This window comes from Yokenella regensburgei (assembly GCF_003634235.1).
Lineage (GTDB): Bacteria > Pseudomonadota > Gammaproteobacteria > Enterobacterales > Enterobacteriaceae > Yokenella > Yokenella regensburgei.
Genome location: NZ_RBIZ01000003.1, coordinates 962809 through 983834 on the forward strand (window position 1 = coordinate 962809; position 21026 = coordinate 983834).

Annotated in this window: 20 protein-coding genes and 2 tRNA genes; 13 read left to right on the forward strand and 9 right to left on the reverse strand. The window is 51.3% G+C overall.

The genetic code is table 11. The features are described from left to right. Window positions 1-70: 70 nt before the first annotated feature. The 4 genes from C7387_RS04830 to C7387_RS04845 all read right to left on the reverse strand — a co-directional run bounded on the left by C7387_RS04830 (window position 71) and on the right by C7387_RS04845 (window position 1790). Window positions 71-155 (reverse strand) — tRNA-Tyr (locus C7387_RS04830). A 35-nt stretch (window positions 156-190) separates the two neighbouring features. After that, window positions 191-275: transfer RNA gene (locus tag C7387_RS04835), tRNA-Tyr, on the reverse strand. A gap of 162 nt (window positions 276-437) precedes the next feature. Next, on the reverse strand, window positions 438-1280 hold the full coding sequence (gene purU / locus C7387_RS04840; RefSeq protein ID WP_006820235.1) for a formyltetrahydrofolate deformylase: 843 nt from the start codon (window positions 1278-1280) through the stop codon (window positions 438-440). A 54-nt stretch (window positions 1281-1334) separates the two neighbouring features. Then, window positions 1335-1790, reverse strand: a complete 456-nt coding sequence (locus C7387_RS04845) for a YchJ family protein (protein WP_038257044.1) — start codon at window positions 1788-1790, stop codon at window positions 1335-1337. Window positions 1791-1903: 113 nt separating this feature from the next. Here C7387_RS04845 and rssA point away from each other — a divergent pair, with 113 nt between their 5' ends. From rssA to galU, 3 genes are all read left to right on the forward strand, one after another. Next, window positions 1904-2809 carry a patatin-like phospholipase RssA gene (gene rssA, locus C7387_RS04850; protein WP_006820233.1) on the forward strand — a complete coding sequence of 302 codons (906 nt, stop codon included), beginning with the start codon at window positions 1904-1906 and terminating at the stop codon, window positions 2807-2809. Window positions 2810-2896: 87 nt separating this feature from the next. Continuing rightward, window positions 2897-3910: a two-component system response regulator RssB gene (gene rssB, locus C7387_RS04855; protein WP_006820232.1), complete on the forward strand. Its 1014-nt coding sequence runs from the start codon at window positions 2897-2899 to the stop codon at window positions 3908-3910. Between the two features lie 195 nt (window positions 3911-4105). After that, the gene (gene galU / locus C7387_RS04860; RefSeq protein WP_006820231.1) at window positions 4106-5005 is read left to right on the forward strand and encodes a UTP--glucose-1-phosphate uridylyltransferase GalU; all 900 of its coding nucleotides are present in this window, start codon (window positions 4106-4108) and stop codon (window positions 5003-5005) included. Window positions 5006-5128: 123 nt separating this feature from the next. Here galU and hns read toward each other — a convergent pair whose 3' ends face one another. Next, a complete protein-coding gene (hns, locus tag C7387_RS04865) occupies window positions 5129-5542 on the reverse strand; it encodes a histone-like nucleoid-structuring protein H-NS (RefSeq protein WP_006820230.1) in 414 nt (137 codons plus the stop codon). A gap of 569 nt (window positions 5543-6111) precedes the next feature. On the opposite strand from hns, the gene tdk reads away from it, so the two are divergent. After that, window positions 6112-6741, forward strand: coding sequence for a thymidine kinase (gene tdk, locus C7387_RS04870; RefSeq protein WP_006820228.1), 630 nt, complete (start codon window positions 6112-6114; stop codon window positions 6739-6741). A 104-nt stretch (window positions 6742-6845) separates the two neighbouring features. Here the strand turns inward: tdk and adhE are convergent, their stop codons facing one another. Continuing rightward, window positions 6846-9527 (reverse strand): bifunctional acetaldehyde-CoA/alcohol dehydrogenase, encoded by a 2682-nt coding sequence (gene adhE / locus C7387_RS04875; protein ID WP_006820227.1) that lies wholly within the window; start codon window positions 9525-9527, stop codon window positions 6846-6848. Between the two features lie 478 nt (window positions 9528-10005). Between adhE and C7387_RS04880 the strand changes: the two genes are divergently transcribed. The 7 genes from C7387_RS04880 (at window position 10006) to C7387_RS04910 (ending at window position 17886) form a co-directional block, all read left to right on the forward strand. Continuing rightward, complete coding sequence (locus tag C7387_RS04880) at window positions 10006-10653, forward strand: YchE family NAAT transporter (protein WP_006820225.1); 648 nt, start codon at window positions 10006-10008, stop codon at window positions 10651-10653. 770 nt (window positions 10654-11423) lie between these two features. Further along, the gene (gene oppA, locus C7387_RS04885) at window positions 11424-13055 is read left to right on the forward strand and encodes an oligopeptide ABC transporter substrate-binding protein OppA (protein WP_120816204.1); all 1632 of its coding nucleotides are present in this window, start codon (window positions 11424-11426) and stop codon (window positions 13053-13055) included. 87 nt (window positions 13056-13142) lie between these two features. Further along, entirely contained in the window at window positions 13143-14063 is a 921-nt protein-coding gene (gene oppB / locus C7387_RS04890; RefSeq protein ID WP_038257054.1) for an oligopeptide ABC transporter permease OppB, read from the forward strand. Between the two features lie 14 nt (window positions 14064-14077). Continuing rightward, window positions 14078-14986, forward strand: coding sequence for an oligopeptide ABC transporter permease OppC (gene oppC / locus C7387_RS04895; RefSeq protein ID WP_006820221.1), 909 nt, complete (start codon window positions 14078-14080; stop codon window positions 14984-14986). Between the two features lie 26 nt (window positions 14987-15012). Beyond that, window positions 15013-16008 (forward strand): ABC transporter ATP-binding protein, encoded by a 996-nt coding sequence (oppD, locus tag C7387_RS04900; RefSeq protein ID WP_006820220.1) that lies wholly within the window; start codon window positions 15013-15015, stop codon window positions 16006-16008. Then, on the forward strand, window positions 16005-17009 hold the full coding sequence (gene oppF / locus C7387_RS04905) for a murein tripeptide/oligopeptide ABC transporter ATP binding protein OppF (RefSeq protein ID WP_006820219.1): 1005 nt from the start codon (window positions 16005-16007) through the stop codon (window positions 17007-17009). Before oppD ends, oppF begins: the two co-directional genes overlap by 4 nt. A gap of 49 nt (window positions 17010-17058) precedes the next feature. Then, window positions 17059-17886 carry an ion transporter gene (locus C7387_RS04910; protein ID WP_038257157.1) on the forward strand — a complete coding sequence of 276 codons (828 nt, stop codon included), beginning with the start codon at window positions 17059-17061 and terminating at the stop codon, window positions 17884-17886. A gap of 35 nt (window positions 17887-17921) precedes the next feature. On the opposite strand, the gene C7387_RS04915 is transcribed toward C7387_RS04910, so the two are convergent. Together C7387_RS04915 and cls are read right to left on the reverse strand one after the other, a co-directional pair. Beyond that, a complete protein-coding gene (locus tag C7387_RS04915; RefSeq protein WP_006820217.1) occupies window positions 17922-18251 on the reverse strand; it encodes an HI1450 family dsDNA-mimic protein in 330 nt (109 codons plus the stop codon). 35 nt (window positions 18252-18286) lie between these two features. Continuing rightward, on the reverse strand, window positions 18287-19747 hold the full coding sequence (gene cls / locus C7387_RS04920) for a cardiolipin synthase (RefSeq protein ID WP_006820216.1): 1461 nt from the start codon (window positions 19745-19747) through the stop codon (window positions 18287-18289). A gap of 143 nt (window positions 19748-19890) precedes the next feature. Between cls and C7387_RS22860 the strand changes: the two genes are divergently transcribed. Next, window positions 19891-20064, forward strand: coding sequence for a YciY family protein (locus C7387_RS22860; RefSeq protein ID WP_087943275.1), 174 nt, complete (start codon window positions 19891-19893; stop codon window positions 20062-20064). Window positions 20065-20112: 48 nt separating this feature from the next. Here C7387_RS22860 and C7387_RS04925 read toward each other — a convergent pair whose 3' ends face one another. Next, the gene (locus C7387_RS04925; RefSeq protein WP_006820214.1) at window positions 20113-20409 is read right to left on the reverse strand and encodes a YciI family protein; all 297 of its coding nucleotides are present in this window, start codon (window positions 20407-20409) and stop codon (window positions 20113-20115) included. Window positions 20410-20520: 111 nt separating this feature from the next. Here C7387_RS04925 and C7387_RS04930 point away from each other — a divergent pair, with 111 nt between their 5' ends. Next, on the forward strand, window positions 20521-20916 hold the full coding sequence (locus C7387_RS04930; protein WP_006820213.1) for a hypothetical protein: 396 nt from the start codon (window positions 20521-20523) through the stop codon (window positions 20914-20916). Window positions 20917-21026 lie beyond the last annotated feature (110 nt).

Below are 21026 nucleotides of genomic sequence, written 5' to 3' on the forward strand. Positions count from 1 at the left end.
TAGGCACGATAAGCGTAGCGCATCGGGCAAGAAGGTCGTTTTTATTGAGTGAGGTACTACCAGGAGAAGATGGTGGTGGGGGAAGGATTCGAACCTTCGAAGTCGATGACGGCAGATTTACAGTCTGCTCCCTTTGGCCGCTCGGGAACCCCACCAAGGGTATTCATATTGTAGAGATGATGCTTAGAGATGGTGGTGGGGGAAGGATTCGAACCTTCGAAGTCGATGACGGCAGATTTACAGTCTGCTCCCTTTGGCCGCTCGGGAACCCCACCACGGGGTAATGCTAGTTGGTACTGGCCTGCTTCCTTCTTGGGAAGCGGGGCGCATCATATCAAATGACGCGCCGCTGTAAAGCATTCCGTGAGTGAAAATGAGTTGATTGCGCGCTTTTTATGCGTAACGCGTTAAAGCTAATCAATTCATTTCGCAGAAGATTAAAGAATGATCGTTCGATTGCCGTAAACAAACACGCGCTGCGCCAGAACCTGGTAGAGCGCACGGCTGAGGACGTTCTTTTCAACGTCACGTCCGGCACGCATCATATCGTCGGCGGTGTAGGTATGATCGACGTGAATAACATCCTGCATGATGATTGGACCTTCATCCAGGTTATCGTTCACGTAGTGCGCGGTGGCACCGATAATCTTCACTCCACGTTCGTAGGCCTGGTGGTACGGGCGTGCACCAATGAAGGCCGGCAAGAATGAGTGATGGATGTTGATAATCTTGTTCGGGAAGCGGGCGACAAATTCCGGCGTCAGGACGCGCATGTATTTCGCCAGCACCACGTAATCCGGCTGGTGGGCAGCAATAGCATCGGCCATCAATTGATCGTGTGCATCGCGGGTCAGACCTTCGTGGCTCACCAGTTCAAACGGAATATCAAAGCGCTCAACCAGCGAACGCAGGGTATCGTGGTTGCCAATCACCGCCGCAATCTCAACGTCCAGACCGCCGTAGTTGGCCTTCATTAGCAGGTCGCCCAGGCAGTGTGCTTCTTTGGTGACCAGAATAACCACGCGACGACGACCGGCAGGCGTCAGCTCGCGCACTGAGCCTTCCGGCAGGGCGCCGTCGAGATCCGCAAGCAGGGTGGCATCATTAAAGATACCTTCGAGTTCGGTACGCATAAAGAAGCGCCCGGTGCGATGATCGACAAATTCGTTGTTCTGCACGATGTTCAGCTCGTGCTTGTAACAAATGTTGGTAATACGTGCGATAAGGCCTTTTTGATCCGGGCAAATAGTGCGTAGTACTTTACGTTGTAATGAATGCATTGCAGGGCAAATCCTGTTGGTGTTGTTTGCTGTTTCTGACGGCGGCAGCCTTGATTAGCCGCAGCACTTTTTAAATTTTTTACCCGAGCCACAAGGACAGGGGTCATTTCGGCCGATTAACGGGCGTGTACCATCAATATAATACCACTGGCCGTTTTCATTTAAGAATCTTGAACGCTCGATGATGGCTCCGGAATGGTTATCGTCGCGAAAACGTGCCACGAAGCTGACATAGCCTTCCCCGGGGTGGCGACCCGCTTCCTCGGCGAAAACGGTCAGCCCCAGCCATTCGGTGCCGGCAAAACCGCTGGCGATTTCGTTTCTTAATGTTTCGGTACGGCAGGAGGGATGCCAGGTTTTGACGAGATAATCTGCATCTTTCATCACAAAAGCGCAGTATCGTGAGCGCATAAGTTGTGACGGCTCCGGCGCAAGCTGAGCACCAGACAGATATCGCTGGCAACATAAGCTATACTCCTGAGCGCTGCCACAAGGGCATAGTTGTGACAAAGTTGCCTCCCCGGAACTCGATAAAAACGCGCGGTTGCGCAAAGTGGCACTATGTTAACTGAGCCGTGGCGATGTTGCTACGTCCCGAGACGAGAGGATGTCCATCTGTACGCATGAGAAAGGTTAAAATTGGTCTGGCGTTAGGATCCGGTGCGGCACGAGGGTGGTCGCATATCGGCGTGATTAAGGCTCTGCAGAAAATGGGGATTGAGCCCGACATCGTAGCGGGATGCTCCATCGGTTCGCTGGTTGGTGCTGCGTACGCGTGTAACCGGACTTCCGAACTGGAAGAGTGGGTGTGTTCCTTCAGCTATTGGGACGTACTGCGTCTCATGGATCTTTCCTGGCGGCGCGGTGGTTTGCTCCGCGGAGAGCGCGTCTTCTCGCAGTACCGCAAAGTGATGCCCGTTGACGATATCGATAGCTGTCAGCGCCGTTTTGCCGCCGTCGCGACGAATCTGAGCACCGGTCGCGAACTGTGGTTCACCGAAGGTGACCTTCACACCGCCGTTCGTGCCTCCTGCAGTATTCCTGGTTTAATGTCCCCCGTGATGCATAACGGCTACTGGCTGGTCGATGGCGGTGTAGTAAACCCGGTACCGGTATCACTGACTCGTGCTCTGGGTGCCGATATCGTGATTGCCGTTGACCTCCAGCATGACGCCCATCTGATGCAGCAGGATTTACTCTCAGTTAGCGCCCCCTCGGCGGCAGAAGAAGAAAATGAACCCCAGTCCTGGCGAGAGCGCTTCCGCGCACGTATGGGGCGGATGACCTCGCAGCGAACGGCTCCTACGCCGACGGCAATGGAGATCATGACCACCTCAATCCAGGTGCTGGAAAACCGGCTGAAGCGAAACCGAATGGCGGGTGACCCGCCGGATATTCTGCTACAGCCTTATTGTCCGCAAATATCCACGCTCGACTTCCATCGCGCCTCCTCCGCTATTGCGGCGGGCGAACTGGCCGTTGAGAAAAAGATGGATGAACTGTTACCACTGGTTCGTACGGACGTTTAAACCTTTTAGATTACTTCAGCAAATTCTGACAGGCGATACCGCGGATAGCATGCCACTATTTAACTATCGTCAGCCAGGGGAGATATCATGACGCAGCCATTGGCGGGAAAACTGATTCTGATAGTCGAAGACGAACCTGTTTTCCGGACTCTACTGGAATCATGGCTTTCATCTCTGGGTGCGACAACCGCCCAGGCAGAAGATGGCCTCGAGGCCGTTGCAAAACTAACAAGCCTCAAACCTGACCTGATGATCTGCGATATCGCGATGCCGCGTATGAACGGTCTGGAACTGGTAGAGCAGTTGCGTAACGAAGGCAACACGCTGCCGATTCTGGTGATTTCGGCGACCGAAAATATGGCTGATATTGCCCGCGCGCTGCGCCTGGGCGTTCAGGATGTTCTGCTAAAACCCGTCAGAGACTTCGACCGGCTACGTGAGACGGTGTTTGCCTGCCTCTATCCCAACATGTTTAATTCCCGCGTTGAGGAAGAAGAACGCTTATTCGAAGACTGGGATGCGCTGGTCAGTAATCCCAGTGCGGCGGCGAAACTGCTGCAGGAACTGCAGCCACCGGTGCAGCAGGAAATATCAAAATGTCGTATTAACTATCGCCAGCTGGTTTCCGCCGATAAGCCGGGGTTGGTTCTGGACATCGCACCGCTTTCAGAGCATGACCTGGCATTTTATTGCCTTGATGTCACCCGGGCAGGTGATAACGGTGTGCTGGCGGCGTTGTTATTACGTGCACTATTTAATGGCTTGCTGCAGGAGCAGCTTTCGCACCAGCGTCAGCGCTTGCCGGAAATGGGCAACTTATTGAAGCAGGTCAATCAATTACTACGTCAGGCCAATTTACCCGGCCAGTTCCCTCTGCTGGTGGGTTATTACCACAGCGGACTAAAAAACCTGATTCTGGTATCGGCGGGGCTCAATGGCACTCTCAATACCGGGGAGCACCAAATACAAATCAGTAATGGTGTCCCTCTGGGGACTTTAGGTAATACTTACCTTAATCAAATTAGCCAACGTTGTGTTTCCTGGCAGTGCCAAATTTGGGGGGCCGGGGGGCGTTTACGGTTAATGTTGTCTGCTGAGTGAGCAATCGGTGCGTAAGCACGTAATAGCCTTACCCCTAAATCTTACGCAGTGATACTATCCGTGCGGTTATGCGTATAAATCCTAATTCAAGGCTGGCGCGTCCTTTTCAGACCAGGCATATGTGATGGTACTGATATACTCAACGCGTTATTAATAACGAGCACGTTCAAAGTTTGAACAGTTCAGGAGATTTCAATGGCTGCCCAAAATTCTAAAGTCAGAAAGGCCGTTATCCCGGTAGCGGGATTAGGTACCCGGATGTTGCCAGCCACCAAGGCGATTCCGAAGGAAATGTTGCCGCTGGTGGATAAACCGTTAATTCAATATGTCGTTAATGAATGTATTGCAGCCGGCATTACTGAAATTGTACTGGTAACGCACTCTTCTAAAAACTCCATCGAAAACCATTTCGATACCAGCTTTGAACTTGAAGCGATGCTGGAGAAGCGTGTTAAACGTCAGCTGCTGGAAGAGGTGCAGTCTATCTGCCCGCCTCACGTGACTATTATGCAGGTGCGTCAGGGTCTGGCAAAAGGTCTGGGCCACGCAGTACTGTGTGCGCATCCTGTCGTGGGCGATGAGCCAGTTGCGGTCATTCTGCCGGACGTGATTCTGGATGAGTATGAATCCGATCTGTCACGCGATAACCTGGCCGATATGATTAAGCGCTTTGATGAAACCGGCGCCAGCCAGATCATGGTTGAACCAGTTGCCGACGTCACCGCCTATGGTGTGGTTGACTGCAAAGGCCAGCCGCTGGCACCGGGCGAAAGCGTTCCGATGGTTGGCGTCGTTGAGAAGCCGAAAGCTGACGCAGCGCCGTCTAACCTCGCCGTGGTGGGACGTTATGTGCTGGGCGCGGACATCTGGCCGCTGCTGGCGAAAACGCCTCCGGGAGCGGGTGATGAAATTCAGTTAACCGATGCTATTGATATGCTGATCGATAAAGAAACCGTCGAAGCCTATCACATGAAAGGTAAAAGCCACGACTGTGGTAATAAGCTCGGTTACATGCAGGCCTTTGTTGAATATGGTATTCGCCATAATTCCCTGGGCGAAGATTTCAAAGCATGGCTGAAAAAAGCGATTGCTTAATCCGCTACTGAGCTGACTTTAAACCGGGGTTATCCCCGGTTTTTTATTACCTGAAAAACTGGAAAATCCGATAGTACAGGCAAAAAAATCCCGCCGAAGCGGGATTTCTGAAGACGTAATGGATTAGTCTTTGATCAGGAAATCGTCGAGGGATTTGCCTTTCTCATCCATTGCTTTTTTGATGACAGCCGGCGTACGACCCTGACCAGTCCAGGTTTTGGTTTCGCCGTTTTCGTCAACGTAGCTATATTTAGCCGGGCGAGCAGCACGCTTTGCTTTAGTACCGGTTTTAGCGGCAGCCATGCTGTTCAGCAGTTCGTTCGGATCGATACCGTCAGCAATCAGCATTTCGCGATATTGCTGCAGCTTACGGGTACGTTCTTCAACTTCAGCTGCTGCAGCGCTTTCTTCTTCACGGCGCTCATTCACAACAACTTCTAATTTCTCCAGCATTTCTTCCAGCGTTTCAAGGGTACATTCTCTTGCCTGCGCACGAAGAGTACGGATGTTGTTCAGAATTTTAAGTGCTTCGCTCATTGTAGTAATCTCAAACTTATATTGTGGGGTGGTTTGTTGAAGTAATAATAGAGCGATATTTTCGGATGTGCAATAGGGAACAATGTAAGTAATACAAAATTACGTGTTATTTACCTTCATTTATAATTTGTAGAAGTTAAATTTCCGGGGTGGCTCACAACATAAGCCTTTATTACTGGCTGGATACCAGGGGGTGAAAACCCACGGGAAGTATGATTTTTCCGCACACAAAGCCTATGGAATTATGCGTTCTCTGGATAAATATCAGCCTTAAGTATTAGAGAAATGACTTATCCTTGAGGTTTCCTGAGATATTAGGATCTAAATCATCACTTAGGTAAATCACCGGACAAATGGCGCAGATTCTCGTGTTTACGTCATTTTTTGATAAAACAGACAAAGGATAACCCTGGGTCAGGAAGTGTTATTAGTGATTAGCGGTGCTGAATCATCTATGGGGCAGGGACCGGCTTTAGCAATGAAACCGCAGCGCATTACCACTGTTATCTTTACGGAATATGGTACACTTCGCGCCGTGATAAAACACTTTGATTGGGGTTACGCAGCCAATGGCACAACTTTATTTTTACTATTCAGCAATGAACGCCGGTAAGTCGACTGCGCTGTTACAGTCTTCCTACAATTACCAGGAACGCGGGATGCGGGTGATGGTATATACGGCTGAAATTGATAACCGCTATGGTTCGGGCAAGGTGAGCTCGAGAATAGGCCTGTCGTCCCCTGCTAAGCTCTTTAACCAGCACTCCTCGCTGTATACCGAGATTAAAGAAGAACACTGCCAGGAGACGATACACTGCGTTCTCGTCGATGAGAGTCAGTTCCTGACCCGTCAGCAGGTCTATGAATTATCAGAGGTTGTTGATGAGCTGGATATTCCGGTGCTGTGCTATGGCTTAAGAACCGATTTCCGTGGTGAGCTTTTTAGCGGCAGCCAATATTTGCTGGCATGGTCAGATAAGCTGGTTGAATTAAAGACTATTTGTTTCTGCGGTCGTAAGGCGAGCCAGGTATTACGTCTCGATCAGTCCGGGCGTCCTTTCAATGAGGGGGAGCAGGTCGTGATTGGTGGCAATGAACGTTATGTGTCTGTTTGCCGTAAGCATTATAAAGATGCGTTAGCGGAAGGCTCTTTGACCCGAATTCAGGAACAACACTGCCATAAACGGCAGGGTAAATAATAACGAAATCTCGTTGTTTTTATTTAAATATCAATGTTATATCCAGACATAAAAAAGCCCCATCTGCTGATGGGGCTTTTTGTTTCAACGAGATAACCTGCTAATTAAGCGGTTTTCTTCGCTTTTTTCTCAGTCTTAGCTGGTGCAGCGGCTTCTTTCTTTTCTGCCACTACCGCGCCTTCAACGAAAGGACGGCCATAGTAGGTATCCAGCAGGATCTGTTTCAGTTCAGAAATCAGCGGGTAGCGCGGGTTAGCGCCGGTGCACTGGTCGTCAAACGCGTCTTCAGACAGTTTGTCAACGTGTGCCAGGAAGTCAGCTTCCTGAACGCCAGCTTCGCGGATAGACTTAGGAATACCCAGCTCAGCTTTGATCTCTTCCAGCCAGCCCAGCAGTTTCTCAATCTTCGCAGCAGTACGGTCGCCCGGTGCGCTCAGGCCCAGATGGTCAGCGATTTCAGCGTAACGACGACGTGCCTGCGGACGGTCGTACTGGCTGAATGCAGTCTGCTTGGTCGGGTTGTCATTCGCGTTATAGCGGATAACGTTGGAGATCAGCAGGGCGTTCGCCAGACCGTGCGGAATGTGGAACTGGGAGCCCAGTTTGTGTGCCATGGAGTGACATACACCGAGGAAGGCGTTCGCAAACGCGATACCGGCGATAGTCGCAGCACTGTGAACACGTTCACGAGCAACCGGGTTCTTCGCACCTTCGTTATAAGACGCTGGCAGGTTTTCTTTCAGCAGTTTCAGAGCCTGCAGAGCCTGACCGTCAGAGAACTCAGAAGCCAGTACAGAAACGTAGGCTTCCAGTGCGTGAGTCACCGCATCCAGACCACCGAAAGCACACAGTGACTTCGGCATATCCATCACCAGGTTCGCATCGACAATCGCCATATCCGGAGTCAGCGCGTAGTCTGCCAGCGGGTATTTCTGGCCGGTTGCGTCGTCAGTCACTACCGCGAACGGGGTAACTTCAGAACCGGTACCGGAAGTGGTGGTGACAGCGATCATTTTCGCTTTCACGCCCATTTTCGGGAACTTGTAGATACGTTTACGGATATCCATAAAGCGCAGAGCGAGTTCTTCGAAGTGGGTTTCCGGATGTTCGTACATGACCCACATGATTTTCGCGGCGTCCATCGGGGAACCACCGCCCAGGGCAATGATTACGTCCGGCTTGAAGGAGTTCGCCAGCTCGGCACCTTTACGTACTACGCTCAGGGTTGGGTCTGCTTCTACTTCGAAGAAGACTTCAGTTTCTACGCCTGACGCTTTCAGTACAGAAGTGATCTGGTCTGCATAGCCGTTGTTGAACAGGAAACGGTCGGTCACGATCAGCGCACGTTTGTGACCATCGGTAATCACTTCGTCCAGCGCGATTGGCAGTGAGCCACGGCGGAAGTAGATAGATTTCGGAAGTTTGTGCCACAACATGTTTTCAGCTCGCTTAGCAACGGTTTTCTTGTTGATCAGGTGTTTCGGACCAACGTTTTCAGAGATGGAGTTACCACCCCATGAACCACAACCCAGAGTCAGGGAAGGTGCGAGTTTGAAGTTATACAGGTCACCGATACCACCCTGAGAAGCCGGGGTGTTAATCAGGATACGTGCGGTTTTCATCATCTGACCGAAGTAAGCCACGCGCTCCGGCTGGTTGTCCTGGTCGGTGTACAGGCAAGAGGTATGGCCGATACCGCCCATAGCAACCAGTTTCTCAGCTTTGTCTACCGCGTCTTCGAAGTCTTTCGCGCGATACATCGCAAGCGTCGGAGACAGTTTTTCGTGGGCAAACGGCTCGCTTTCATCAACCAGTTTCACTTCACCAATCAGAATCTTGGTGGTTTCCGGTACAGAGAAGCCTGCCAGTTCGGCGATTTTGTGTGCCGGCTGACCAACGATAGCGGCGTTCAGCGCGCCATTTTTCAGGATGATGTCCTGAACGGCTTTCAGCTCTTTACCCTGCAGCATGTAGCCGCCGTGGGTTGCAAAGCGTTCGCGTACGGCATTGTAGACGGAGTCGACAACCACAACGGACTGCTCAGAAGCACAGATAACGCCGTTATCGAAGGTTTTGGACATCAGTACAGAAGCGACTGCACGCTTGATGTCAGCGGTTTCATCAATAACAACCGGCGTGTTACCAGCACCTACACCGATAGCAGGTTTACCGGAGCTGTAAGCCGCTTTAACCATACCTGGACCACCGGTCGCGAGGATCAGGTTGATATCCGGGTGATGCATCAGCGCGTTGGACAGTTCAACGGAAGGTTGATCGATCCAGCCAATCAGGTCTTTCGGCGCACCAGCAGCGATAGCTGCCTGCAGAACGATATCTGCGGCTTTGTTGGTTGCGTCTTTCGCACGTGGGTGCGGAGAGAAGATGATGGCGTTACGTGTCTTCAGGCTGATAAGAGACTTGAAGATAGCGGTAGAAGTTGGGTTAGTGGTCGGTACGATACCGCAGATGATACCAATCGGTTCAGCGATGGTGATAGTCCCGAAAGTGTCGTCTTCAGACAGAACACCGCAGGTCTTTTCATCTTTATAAGCGTTATAGATGTATTCGGAGGCAAAGTGGTTTTTGATGACTTTATCTTCGACGATACCCATGCCGGATTCGGCTACGGCCATCTTAGCGAGTGGGATTCGAGCATCTGCAGCAGCCAGAGCGGCAGCGCGGAAAATCTTATCGACTTGTTCTTGAGTGAAACTGGCATATTCACGCTGGGCTTTTTTTACGCGCTCGACGAGTGCGTTAAGTTCAGCGACATTAGTAACAGCCATAATGCTCTCCTGATAATGTTAAACTTTTTTAGTAAATCAGCTGCACGCTAAGTCAGTATAGACATCGTGTCGCAGCTTGCGTAAGTGCCAATGAAACAACAGGTTACTTACGATCCCGATTCACTGATTTACTGAAAGAGCCTCACTTCAGGCACCTCCAGAAGAGGGGTGATACTCTCTGGGGGTGTCAGCAAGATTACTCACTTCTGAGTAGGAATTACGTGATCTAAATCAATATTCCACCAAGCTGACACCTTTCAGCAGCCCATTCTCAGGCATTTGCAGCAAATGTGAACAGATCGTATCCAAAAGCCGCGATCGGATTAACATAGTATAAATATTTTTATAACACCATGTAATGGTGATGCTTTTATGAAGATTTGAGGTGAAGTCTGTTGATAAAAAGCGTATCTTCAGCGCGGAATTCATCTTTACTTATAGTCAACCCCCTTAATTTGATGAGCCTACGGAGCTTAGTGTGATCCAAGCCCTGTTTGATTTCCCTACCTATACCAAGTTCTTTATCGGGCTATTTGCGCTGGTTAACCCGGTCGGTATCATTCCCGTCTTTATTAGCATGACCAGCTATCAGACGGCACCGGCCAGAAATAAGACAAACCTTACCGCCAACTTGTCCGTTGCCATTATTCTCTGGACGTCGCTGTTTCTGGGTGACGGCATCCTGCAACTTTTCGGTATTTCGATTGATTCATTCCGCATTGCCGGGGGCATCCTGGTGGTGACCATCGCGATGTCGATGATTAGCGGTAAGCTTGGCGAAGACAAGCAGAACAAGCAGGAGAAGTCTGAGACTTCCATTCGTGAGAACGTTGGCGTTGTGCCGCTGGCGCTGCCGCTGATGGCGGGGCCGGGGGCTATCAGTTCGACGATTGTCTGGGGGACTCGTTACCATAGCATTGCGCATCTGATTGGCTTTTCGGTGGCCATTGCACTGTTCGCTTTCTGCTGCTGGAGCGTTTTTCGCATGGCCCCGTGGCTGGTTCGCCTGCTTGGCCAGACCGGGATTAACGTCGTGACCCGTATTATGGGCCTGCTGCTGATGGCGTTGGGGATTGAGTTTATTGTAACCGGCGTGAAGTCTATCTTCCCAGGGCTTGTTTCCTGATAAGCCCTTTCGCGAAACGGGGGTAACCCCGTTTTTGCATCATTATTCGTAATTCATATCAATAAATTTGAAATATGCTCCAGACATATCAAATTTTAATATTTAGAGAGTTGCCTAAATATCAGTGAGTTAGATTATTTAGTTTCAGATGAAACGCCATGTTTCCCCTGCGGCTAATGTTATTTCTGTCACATGATACTCTTGGGCTTGCTGTCATTTAATTGAAATGATATTAGTAATTTCAGCCTGGTGGCAGTTAAACGTGCTAAATAATAACCAATTGTTAAATTTTTGTGTAAAAAACACGCAAGCAAAGGTTCGACAAGAGGTGATGTGACTGGAAGTGGGTTAATGCATTGATTGTCAGGCGATTATGTTTCTGAGCAACCGCGAGAAACTTCACCATGGCAACGCCGCAGCGTCTGTAAAAGAGAATTGGTTAACAAATTTGCAAATTGTATTGGCGACGAAGATTGCCATTTGCTACTTTCCGGCCTGATATTATCCGGATTCTCTTATGCAGATGAGAATTATTTTCAAATAAGAACTCATTGCACCAGGACATAAAAACATCCCGACAGGGGGATGGTTACCGAATCGACGACAGGATTGCCATTAGAGCAACCGTAATAAATAAGTCGGTGATAGCGAAGTAGTACAAAAACAGCCTGACAGTGTCTCAAGCTCCTGCGCTGTACAGGTACCCTTACGGGAGAGGCTGGTTAAAAAACCAGTAATTATAAAATTATAAAGAGTGGAGTAACAACACAATGACCATCATCACTAAAAAAAGCGTAATAGCCGCAGGCGTCCTCACTGCGCTAATCGCGGGAAATATGGCATTCGCTGCCGAGGTGCCGGCGGGTGTTCAACTGGCAGAAAAACAAACTCTGGTGCGTAATAACGCTTCGGAAGTGCAATCCCTTGATCCGCACAAGATTGAAGGGGTCCCTGAGTCCAACATTAACCGCGATCTGTTCGAGGGATTAGTCGAGACCGGCGCAGATGGTCAGCCTGTCGCGGGTGTTGCTGAATCATGGGATAACAAAGATTTCAAAGTCTGGACCTTCCATCTGCGTAAAGACGCAAAATGGTCCGATGGCTCCCCGGTAACGGCGCAGGATTTTGTCTATAGCTGGCAGCGTCTGGCCGATCCGAAAACCGCCTCTCCGTACGAAAGCTATTTACAGTATGGTCATATTGCCAATATCGATGAGATTATTGCCGGTAAAAAACCAGCCACCGATCTTGGCGTCAAAGCCATTGACGACCACACGCTGGAAGTGACCCTATCTGAACCTGTTCCTTACTTCTATAAGCTGCTTGTTCACTCCTCGATGTCACCGGTCCCGAAAGCCGCCATTGAAAAATATGGTGAGAAATGGACCCAGCCGGCAAACATTGTTTCTAACGGCGCTTATAAGCTCAAAGATTGGGTCGTCAACGAACGTATTGTTCTTGAGCGTAACCCGAATTACTGGGATAACGCCAAAACCGTAATCAATCAGGTAACCTACCTGCCAATTTCCTCTGAAATAACGGACGTTAACCGCTATCGCAGCGGTGAAATCGACATGACCTATAACAACATGCCGATCGAGTTATTCCAGAAACTGAAAAAAGAAATTCCGAACGAAGTTCACGTTGATCCGTATCTGTGCACCTACTACTACGAAATTAATAACCAGAAAGCTCCGTTCACCGACGAGCGTGTTCGTGCTGCACTGAAACTCGGTATGGATCGCGACATTATCGTTAATAAAGTGAAAAACCAGGGTGACCTGCCGGCCTATGGCTTTACGCCTCCGTACACCGATGGTGCGAAACTGACTGAACCAGAGTGGTTCAAGTGGTCACAGGATAAGCGTAACGCCGAAGCGAAAAAACTGCTGGCGGAAGCGGGTTACACTGCGGATAAACCGCTGACCTTCAGCCTGCTGTACAACACGTCTGACCTGCATAAGAAACTGGCTATCGCCGCGGCCTCCATCTGGAAGAAAAACCTCGGCGTGAACGTGAAGCTGGAAAACCAGGAGTGGAAAACCTTCCTCGATACCCGTCATCAGGGCAACTTTGACGTGGCGCGTGCCGCCTGGTGTGCGGATTACAACGAACCCACCTCTTTCCTGAACATGCTGCTGTCTGACAGCTCAAACAACACCGTACATTATAAGAGTGCGGCCTTCGATAAGATCCTGGCCGATGCGCTGCAGGTGACGAACGAAGCGCAGCGTACTGAGCTGTACAACAAAGCAGAAATGCAGCTGGATAAAGATTCTGCAATTGTCCCGGTCTTCTATTATGTGAACGCCCGCCTGGTAAAACCATGGGTAGGTGGATATACCGGTAAAGACCCGATGGATAATATCCACGTTAAAAACCTGTATATTATCAAGCATTAATGGCAATGCGTGGAGCGAGCGATTTTGCTTGCTCCACTGTGTCTTATTTGAGAGCAGTGCAAAGGCACATGCCAGAAGGTACGGGCAATGTTGAAATTTATATTACGTCGTTGTCTGGAAGCGATTCCGACACTGTTTGTTCTTATTACTATTTCCTTCTTTATGATGCGCCTTGCGCCGGGAAGTCCTTTCACGGGTGAGCGTACGTTACCGCCAGAGGTGATGGCCAACATTGAAGCGAAATACCATCTTAACGATCCTATCTCCACGCAGTATTTCAGTTATCTGAAACAGCTGGCACATGGGGATTTTGGACCTTCCTTTAAATATAAAGATTATTCGGTTAACGACCTGGTGGCGGCCAGTTTCCCGGTCTCGGCGAAGCTTGGTCTGGCGGCATTTTTGCTTGCGGTCATTGTGGGGGTCAGCGCCGGAGTTATCGCCGCGCTCAGGCAAAATACGGCCTGGGACTATGCGGTGATGGGAATGGCAATGACCGGGGTGGTAATACCCAGCTTTGTGGTGGCGCCGCTGCTGGTGATGATATTTGCCATTACCTTGCACTGGCTGCCCGGCGGTGGCTGGAACGGCGGGGCGCTCAAATTCATGATTTTGCCGATGGTGGCGCTGTCGCTCGCTTATATCGCCAGTATTGCGCGTATTACCCGTGGCTCGATGATTGAAGTGCTGCATTCCAACTTCATTCGTACCGCTCGCGCAAAAGGCCTGCCGATGCGACGGATTATTTTCCGTCATGCGCTGAAGCCCGCGCTGTTACCGGTGCTCTCTTATATGGGGCCAGCTTTCGTCGGTATTATCACCGGCTCAATGGTGATTGAAACTATCTATGGCCTGCCGGGTATCGGACAGCTGTTTGTTAACGGTGCGTTGAACCGCGACTACTCGCTGGTACTGAGCCTGACCATTCTGGTTGGGGCACTGACTATTCTGTTCAATGCGATTGTTGACGTGCTGTATGCCGTCATCGATCCGAAAATTCGTTACTAACGCTGGAGTTCGCCATGATGCTAAGTAAGAAAAACAGCGAGGCGCTGGAGCACTTCAGTGAAAAACTGGAAGTCGAAGGGCGAAGCCTTTGGCAGGATGCCCGCCGGCGCTTTGTTCACAACCGTGCCGCGGTTGCCAGCCTGGCAATGCTTATTCTGATTGCCTTGTTTGTGACCCTGGCGCCCATGTTGTCGCAGTTTACCTATTTCGATACCGACTGGGGCATGATGTCCAGCGCGCCTGAGATGGAGACCGGGCACTATTTCGGTACTGACTCCTCCGGTCGTGATCTGCTGGTGCGTGTGGCTATCGGTGGACGTATCTCTCTGATGGTGGGCGTTGCCGCGGCGCTGGTGGCGGTTATCGTCGGGACGCTGTACGGTTCGCTTTCCGGCTATCTCGGTGGCCGTATCGACTCGGTGATGATGCGCATCCTCGAAATCCTTAACTCCTTCCCGTTCATGTTCTTCGTGATCCTGCTGGTGACGTTCTTTGGTCAGAACATCCTCCTTATCTTTGTGGCTATCGGGATGGTTTCCTGGCTCGACATGGCGCGTATCGTTCGCGGCCAGACGCTGAGCCTGAAGCGTAAAGAGTTCATCGAAGCCGCGCAGGTTGGCGGGGTATCGACCTTCAATATCGTCGTACGTCATATCGTGCCAAACGTGTTGGGCGTGGTGGTGGTTTACGCTTCGCTGCTGGTGCCTAGCATGATCCTGTTTGAGTCCTTCCTGAGCTTCCTTGGTCTTGGTACCCAGGAGCCGCTCAGCAGTTGGGGCGCATTACTCAGTGATGGCGCCAACTCAATGGAAGTCTCTCCATGGCTGCTGCTGTTCCCGGCAGGTTTCCTGGTGGTAACGCTGTTTTGTTTCAACTTTATCGGCGATGGCCTGCGTGATGCCCTCGACCCGAAAGACCGCTAAGGAGAAGTGCCGTGAGTACGATTGACATGGTTAAAGCTCCGCAGCAGCAACAGTCTGCGCTGCTGCTGGACGTTAAAGATTTACGCGTCACCTTTAGCACCCCGGACGGCGATGTGACGGCGGTAAACGATCTTAACTTCACGCTGAAACGCGGGGAGACGCTGGGGATCGTTGGCGAATCTGGGTCCGGTAAATCGCAAACCGCGTTTGCGCTGATGGGGCTGCTGGCGGCAAACGGTAAGATTGGTGGTTCAGCGACGTTCAATGGTCAGCAGATCCTCAATCTGCCGGAAAAAACGCTTAATAAACTGCGCGCTGAACAGATTTCGATGATTTTCCAGGATCCGATGACCTCTCTGAACCCCTATATGCGGGTGGGAGAGCAGCTGATGGAAGTGCTGATGCTGCATAAAGGCATGGGGAAGGGCGAAGCATTCGAAGAGTCGGTGAAAATGCTCGACGCGGTAAAAATGCCGGAAGCGCGTAAGCGTATGCGCATGTTCCCGCATGAATTTTCAGGCGGTATGCGTCAGCGTGTGATGATTGCGATGGCATTGCTGTGTCGGCCAAAACTGCTGATTGCTGACGAACCGACCACCGCGCTGGACGTGACGGTACAGGCGCAAATCATGACGCTCCTGAACGAACTGAAGCATGAATTTAACACCGCCATCATTATGATCACTCACGATCTGGGCGTGGTGGCCGGTATCTGCGACAAAGTGCTGGTGATGTATGCCGGGCGTACCATGGAATACGGTCAGGCGCGCGATGTGTTCTATCATCCTGCCCATCCTTATTCGATAGGGCTTATCAACGCGGTACCGCGTCTGGATGCCGAAGGGGATTCACTGCTTACCATTCCAGGTAACCCGCCAAACCTGCTGCGTTTGCCTAAAGGCTGTCCGTTCCAGCCTCGCTGTGCCTGGGCAATGGATATTTGTCAAAGTGCTCCACCTCTGGAGGAGTTTGCACCAGGCCGTCTGCGTGCCTGCTTTAAACCGGTGGGGGATCTGCTATGAACGCCGTAACCGAACAGAGAAAAGTGCTGCTCGAAATCGCCGATCTCAAAGTGCATTTCGATATTAAAGATGGCAAACAGTGGTTCTGGCAGCCGTCGAAAACGCTGAAAGCGGTAGACGGCGTAACCCTGCGTTTATACGAAGGGGAAACACTCGGCGTGGTGGGCGAATCCGGCTGTGGCAAATCAACGTTCGCCCGCGCCATTATTGGCCTGGTAAAAGCCAGCGCCGGGAAGGTCTCCTGGCTTGGCCGTGACCTGCTGGGTATGAAGCAGGAAGAGTGGCGGGCAGTGCGCAGCGATATTCAGATGATTTTCCAGGATCCGCTGGCTTCCCTGAACCCAAGGATGACCATTGGGGAGATTATTGCTGAGCCGCTACGTACTTATCATCCTGAACTGTCGCGCCAGGACATTCGCGATCGCGTTAAAGCGATGATGATGAAAGTGGGCCTGTTGCCTAATCTTATCAACCGCTACCCGCACGAATTCTCCGGTGGTCAGTGCCAGCGAATTGGTATTGCACGAGCGCTTATCCTTGAGCCCAAGCTGATTATTTGCGATGAACCCGTTTCTGCGCTGGACGTTTCTATCCAGGCGCAGGTGGTAAACCTGCTGCAGCAGCTGCAGCGTGAAATGGGGTTATCGCTTATTTTCATCGCCCACGACCTGGCGGTAGTGAAGCATATTTCCGACCGCGTGCTGGTCATGTACCTGGGCCATGCGGTGGAGCTTGGTACCTACGATGAGGTGTATCACAACCCGCTGCACCCCTACACCAAAGCGCTGATGTCGGCGGTACCGGTGCCCGATCCCGATCAGGAGAAGAATAAGAAAATTCAGCTTCTGGAAGGGGAACTGCCGTCGCCAATTAACCCGCCGTCCGGGTGTGTGTTCCGCACCCGTTGCCCGATAGCCGGTCCGGAGTGCGCCAAAACGCGTCCTGTGCTTGAAGGGAGTTTCCGCCACGCGGTTTCCTGTCTTAAGGTTGACCCGTTATAATCGAAAAGGCCGACAGCATGTCGGCCTTTTTTATAAGGACAGTACGGCGGTGATTAATACGTTACGACAACGACTCTATCATTTTCTTTTTGACCAGCGCACGCGTTCGGGCAGACGGTTTGAGGCACTCTGCGGATTATTTGCGATATTAAGCGTTGTCGTTATCTTCATTGAGTCCGGCGTCGGAACGACGTATCACCTGACCTTCGACGAATGGCATATCTTCGTCTGGCTCGAGCTTATCTTCACCCTGGTGTTTACCCTCGAATATTTGCTCAGGGTCTGTACCTGGCCGCAGCCGGCGCGCTATGTCTTTAGCTTCTGGGGATTTATCGATCTGGCAACCACGCTGCCGCTCTACGTGATGTGGCTGTGGCCGGAAATTGGTATTAACTATCTTTTTGCCTGGCGAGCAATGCGAGCTATTCGGGCATTACGTATTCTGAAACTCCTGCGTTTTATGCCGTCGCTGAATTTCTTCTGGCATGCAATCAAGAGCGCCCGACATCAGCTGATTCTGTTTTACGCCTTTATCGCGATTGTGATGGTGATTTTTGGTTCGCTGATGTACTGCATTGAAGGACCAGAATATGGCTTTACTACCCTTAACGCTTCCGTTTACTGGGCTATCGTCACGGTGACTACGGTTGGCTATGGTGATATTACACCGCACACGCCGATAGGGCGCATTGTGGCATCGGTACTTATCTTGATTGGTTATTCTGTGATTGCTATTCCGACGGGGCTGATTACCACCCATATGAGTGCGGAATTTCAGAGCCGCAAAGGTCTGCGAAAATGTACCCAGTGTGGGCACGATAAACACGACAAGGGTGCGCAGTACTGTAATACCTGCGGTGAGAAACTACCGGAGTAATAAAAAAGGGCTGCATCGCGCAGCCCTTTTTTGTCTTATTCACGCCACAGAATGTGGCACAACTTATGATCTTTGTCGCGGCACAGCAGCACACGTGCAAAGATGTCGTTGAGTTCGCCACCATCGGTGTCGGCGAGACCAATCACCACTTCGGCGAAGAAATCCGGATTCAGATCGAAATCAACGTGTTCATTCCAGTCTTCTGACGGGTCGAACAACTCAGCACCGCCGCGCTCTTCAAACTGCAGATTGAACAGAATGATATCGGCCGGATCCAGATTATCCGCTGCCAGTTCCAGAAAAATGTCGTAAGCCTGCTCGAGCGTTTCGTCTTCGGTCAGGCGGTTGTTCAGATCCATTTCCATGATGACTACCTGTTTTAACTTCTGATGGGCACGTTTTACAGCAACGGGCTGAAGAAGTAAAACAGTCGCTCAGCAATCCGTTGCCACATCGGACGTTTTACCCACAAGCGGGCGTCAAGCAGGCGCGAGCGGGAAATATAGTCGTCCTGGACGGCGGCAAGGTCGCTACCGAATCCGGCATCGTCAATGACCAGCGTAATCTCGAAATTGAGCCACAGGCTGCGCATGTCGAGGTTAACGGTACCCACCAGGCTCAGCTCGCCGTCGACCAGCACGCTCTTGGTGTGCAAAAGCCCGCCCTCGAACTGGTAAATCTTCACTCCGGCGGCCAGCAGTTCAGTAAAGAAGGCACGGCTGGCCCAGCCGACCAGCATGGAGTCGTTTTTGCGTGGCAGAATAATGCTGACATCAACCCCGCGTTGAGCGGCGGTACAGATGGCGTGCAGAAGATCGTCACTCGGCACAAAATACGGCGTGGTCATCACCAGATATTCGCGTGCCGCATAGGTGGCGGTCAGCAGCGCCTGGTGAATCAGATCTTCCGGGAAACCTGGCCCTGAGGCAATGGTGTGAATGGTGTGCCCGCTGGCCTCTTCGAACGGCATGATGTTGAGATCGGGCGGCGGCGGCAGAATGCGTTTACCGGTTTCAATCTCCCAGTCGCAGGAGAAGACGATCCCCATGGAGGTGGCAATAGGGCCTTCCATTCGCGCCATCAGATCGACCCACTGACCCACGCCGGCATCCTGTTTGAAGAAGCGTGGATCAACCATGTTCATGCTACCGGTGTAGGCTACATAGTTATCGATCATCACCATTTTGCGGTGCTGACGCAGATCCATACGGCGCAGGAATACACGCATCGGGTTAACCTGCAACGCCTCGACCACTTCGATACCCGCGTTACGCATCATACCCGGCCATGGGCTACGGAAGAAGGGGCGGCTTCCGGCGGAATCGAGCAGCAGGCGGCAGTGAACACCACGGCGTGCCGCCGCCATCAGCGATTCCGCCACCTGATCGGCCATACCACCAGGCTGCCATATGTAGAACACCATCTCGATATTGTGTCGCGCCAGCTGAATGTCGCGGATAAGCGCGTGCATCACGTCGTCGGATTCGGTCAACAGCTGGAGCTGATTGCCTTTGACGCCGGCAATGCCCTGACGGCGTTCGCAGAGCTGGAAGAGTGACTCAGCGACCGGGCTGTTTTCTTCCGCAAAAATGTGTTTGCAGGCTTTCAGGTCGTGCAGCCATTTTGCGGTTGAGGGCCACATCGCGCGTGCGCGCTCGGCGCGTCTTTTTCCAAGGTGCAATTCACCGAAAGATAAGTAGGCGATTATCCCGACCAACGGCAGAATATAAATGATTAGCAACCATGCCATCGCAGAAGGTACAGCGCGGCGTTTCATCAGGATGCGCAATGTCACCCCGGCAATCAGCAGCCAGTACCCCAGAATGACCAGCCAACTCACCACGGTGTAGAAGGTTGTCATAGAGAATAAAATCCTTTTGTATGCACGTTGTTAAGAGTGTACGCATAAGGATTTATCTGGCAAATAAAAAGCGCGGTAAAAGCACTGGTCAGGCACCGACAAGCGGATATAATGAGCGTTCTTTCATGCTAAGAGTGGTTGAAATGAAGCGTAGCAGAACGGAAGTGGGGCGCTGGCGCATGCTGAGACAAGCAAGCCGCCGCAAAGCCCGCTGGCTGGAAGCTCAGTCGCGTCGCAATATGCGCATCCACGCCATCAGAAAATGTCTGGTCAAAAGGCAGCGTAACTCACTGCTTTTCGCCCTGTACGAAGTCTGAAAACAAATTGGGCACCGCAAGCGGTGCCCAAAGTCTGTTACGGAACGCTTAAAAGACTTTTTTGTACGGTTTTACCGTCACGTTACGGTACACGCCTGCCGCTACATAGGGGTCAGCTTCAGCCCACGCCTGGGCTGCTTCTCTTGCCTCAAACTCCGCAATAATCACCGAACCGCTAAAACCTGCGGCACCCGGATCGTTGCTGTCTACTGCCGGAAGCGGGCCTGCGGTCAGCAGACGGCCTTCATCCTGCAGTAACTGCAAACGGGCCAGATGGGCAGGGCGCACGGATAATCGTTTTTCTAATGAGTCGGCATGGTCTTCGGTGTAGATCACATAAAGCACGAGAAGAACTCCTTAACGGGTGATTGTCATTTCACGGTAAGGGAAAGTCGCGTGGACTGCAATGCCAGGATAAACTGCGCGCGAAAATGTGTATAAAAAGGTTAATGGGTAATGATGAAATTGAAGGTAATGGTGATGCTTCTGGCTGTGAGTAGTACGGCTCAGGCGGTGCAACTGGAAGAGGTTTCAGCCGTTACGCAGTGTACTGCACTGGCCGTTGAGGCAGGCTATGGTTCAAAAGCTCATCAATATGTAGAGAAAGGGATCGCCAGGTCACTTAGCCTTTACAAGCAGACGATGGCGGAAAGTAACATGAGCATTGATTCGCCAGAAGCGCTGGTTTCGGGGTTTACGCAGTACTATCAGGGGCTCGGGATCAGCCATGCCTACAGCTTTATCGAAGATGCGCTGCATGCGAAAGGGGTACCGCTGCATGGCACGGAGTGGGCAACGGAAGCCGGTTCACAGTTTAAGCAGAGAAATTGTGCAGTTATCATCGGTAAGTGATTTGCATCAAAACACAGGCGTATAGTGGGGGCGTTGTATGTACCACTGCTATGTTAAATCACGATCTAAGCTGGTACACTCAACGCTAATGATTATCAGTTAGATAAGAA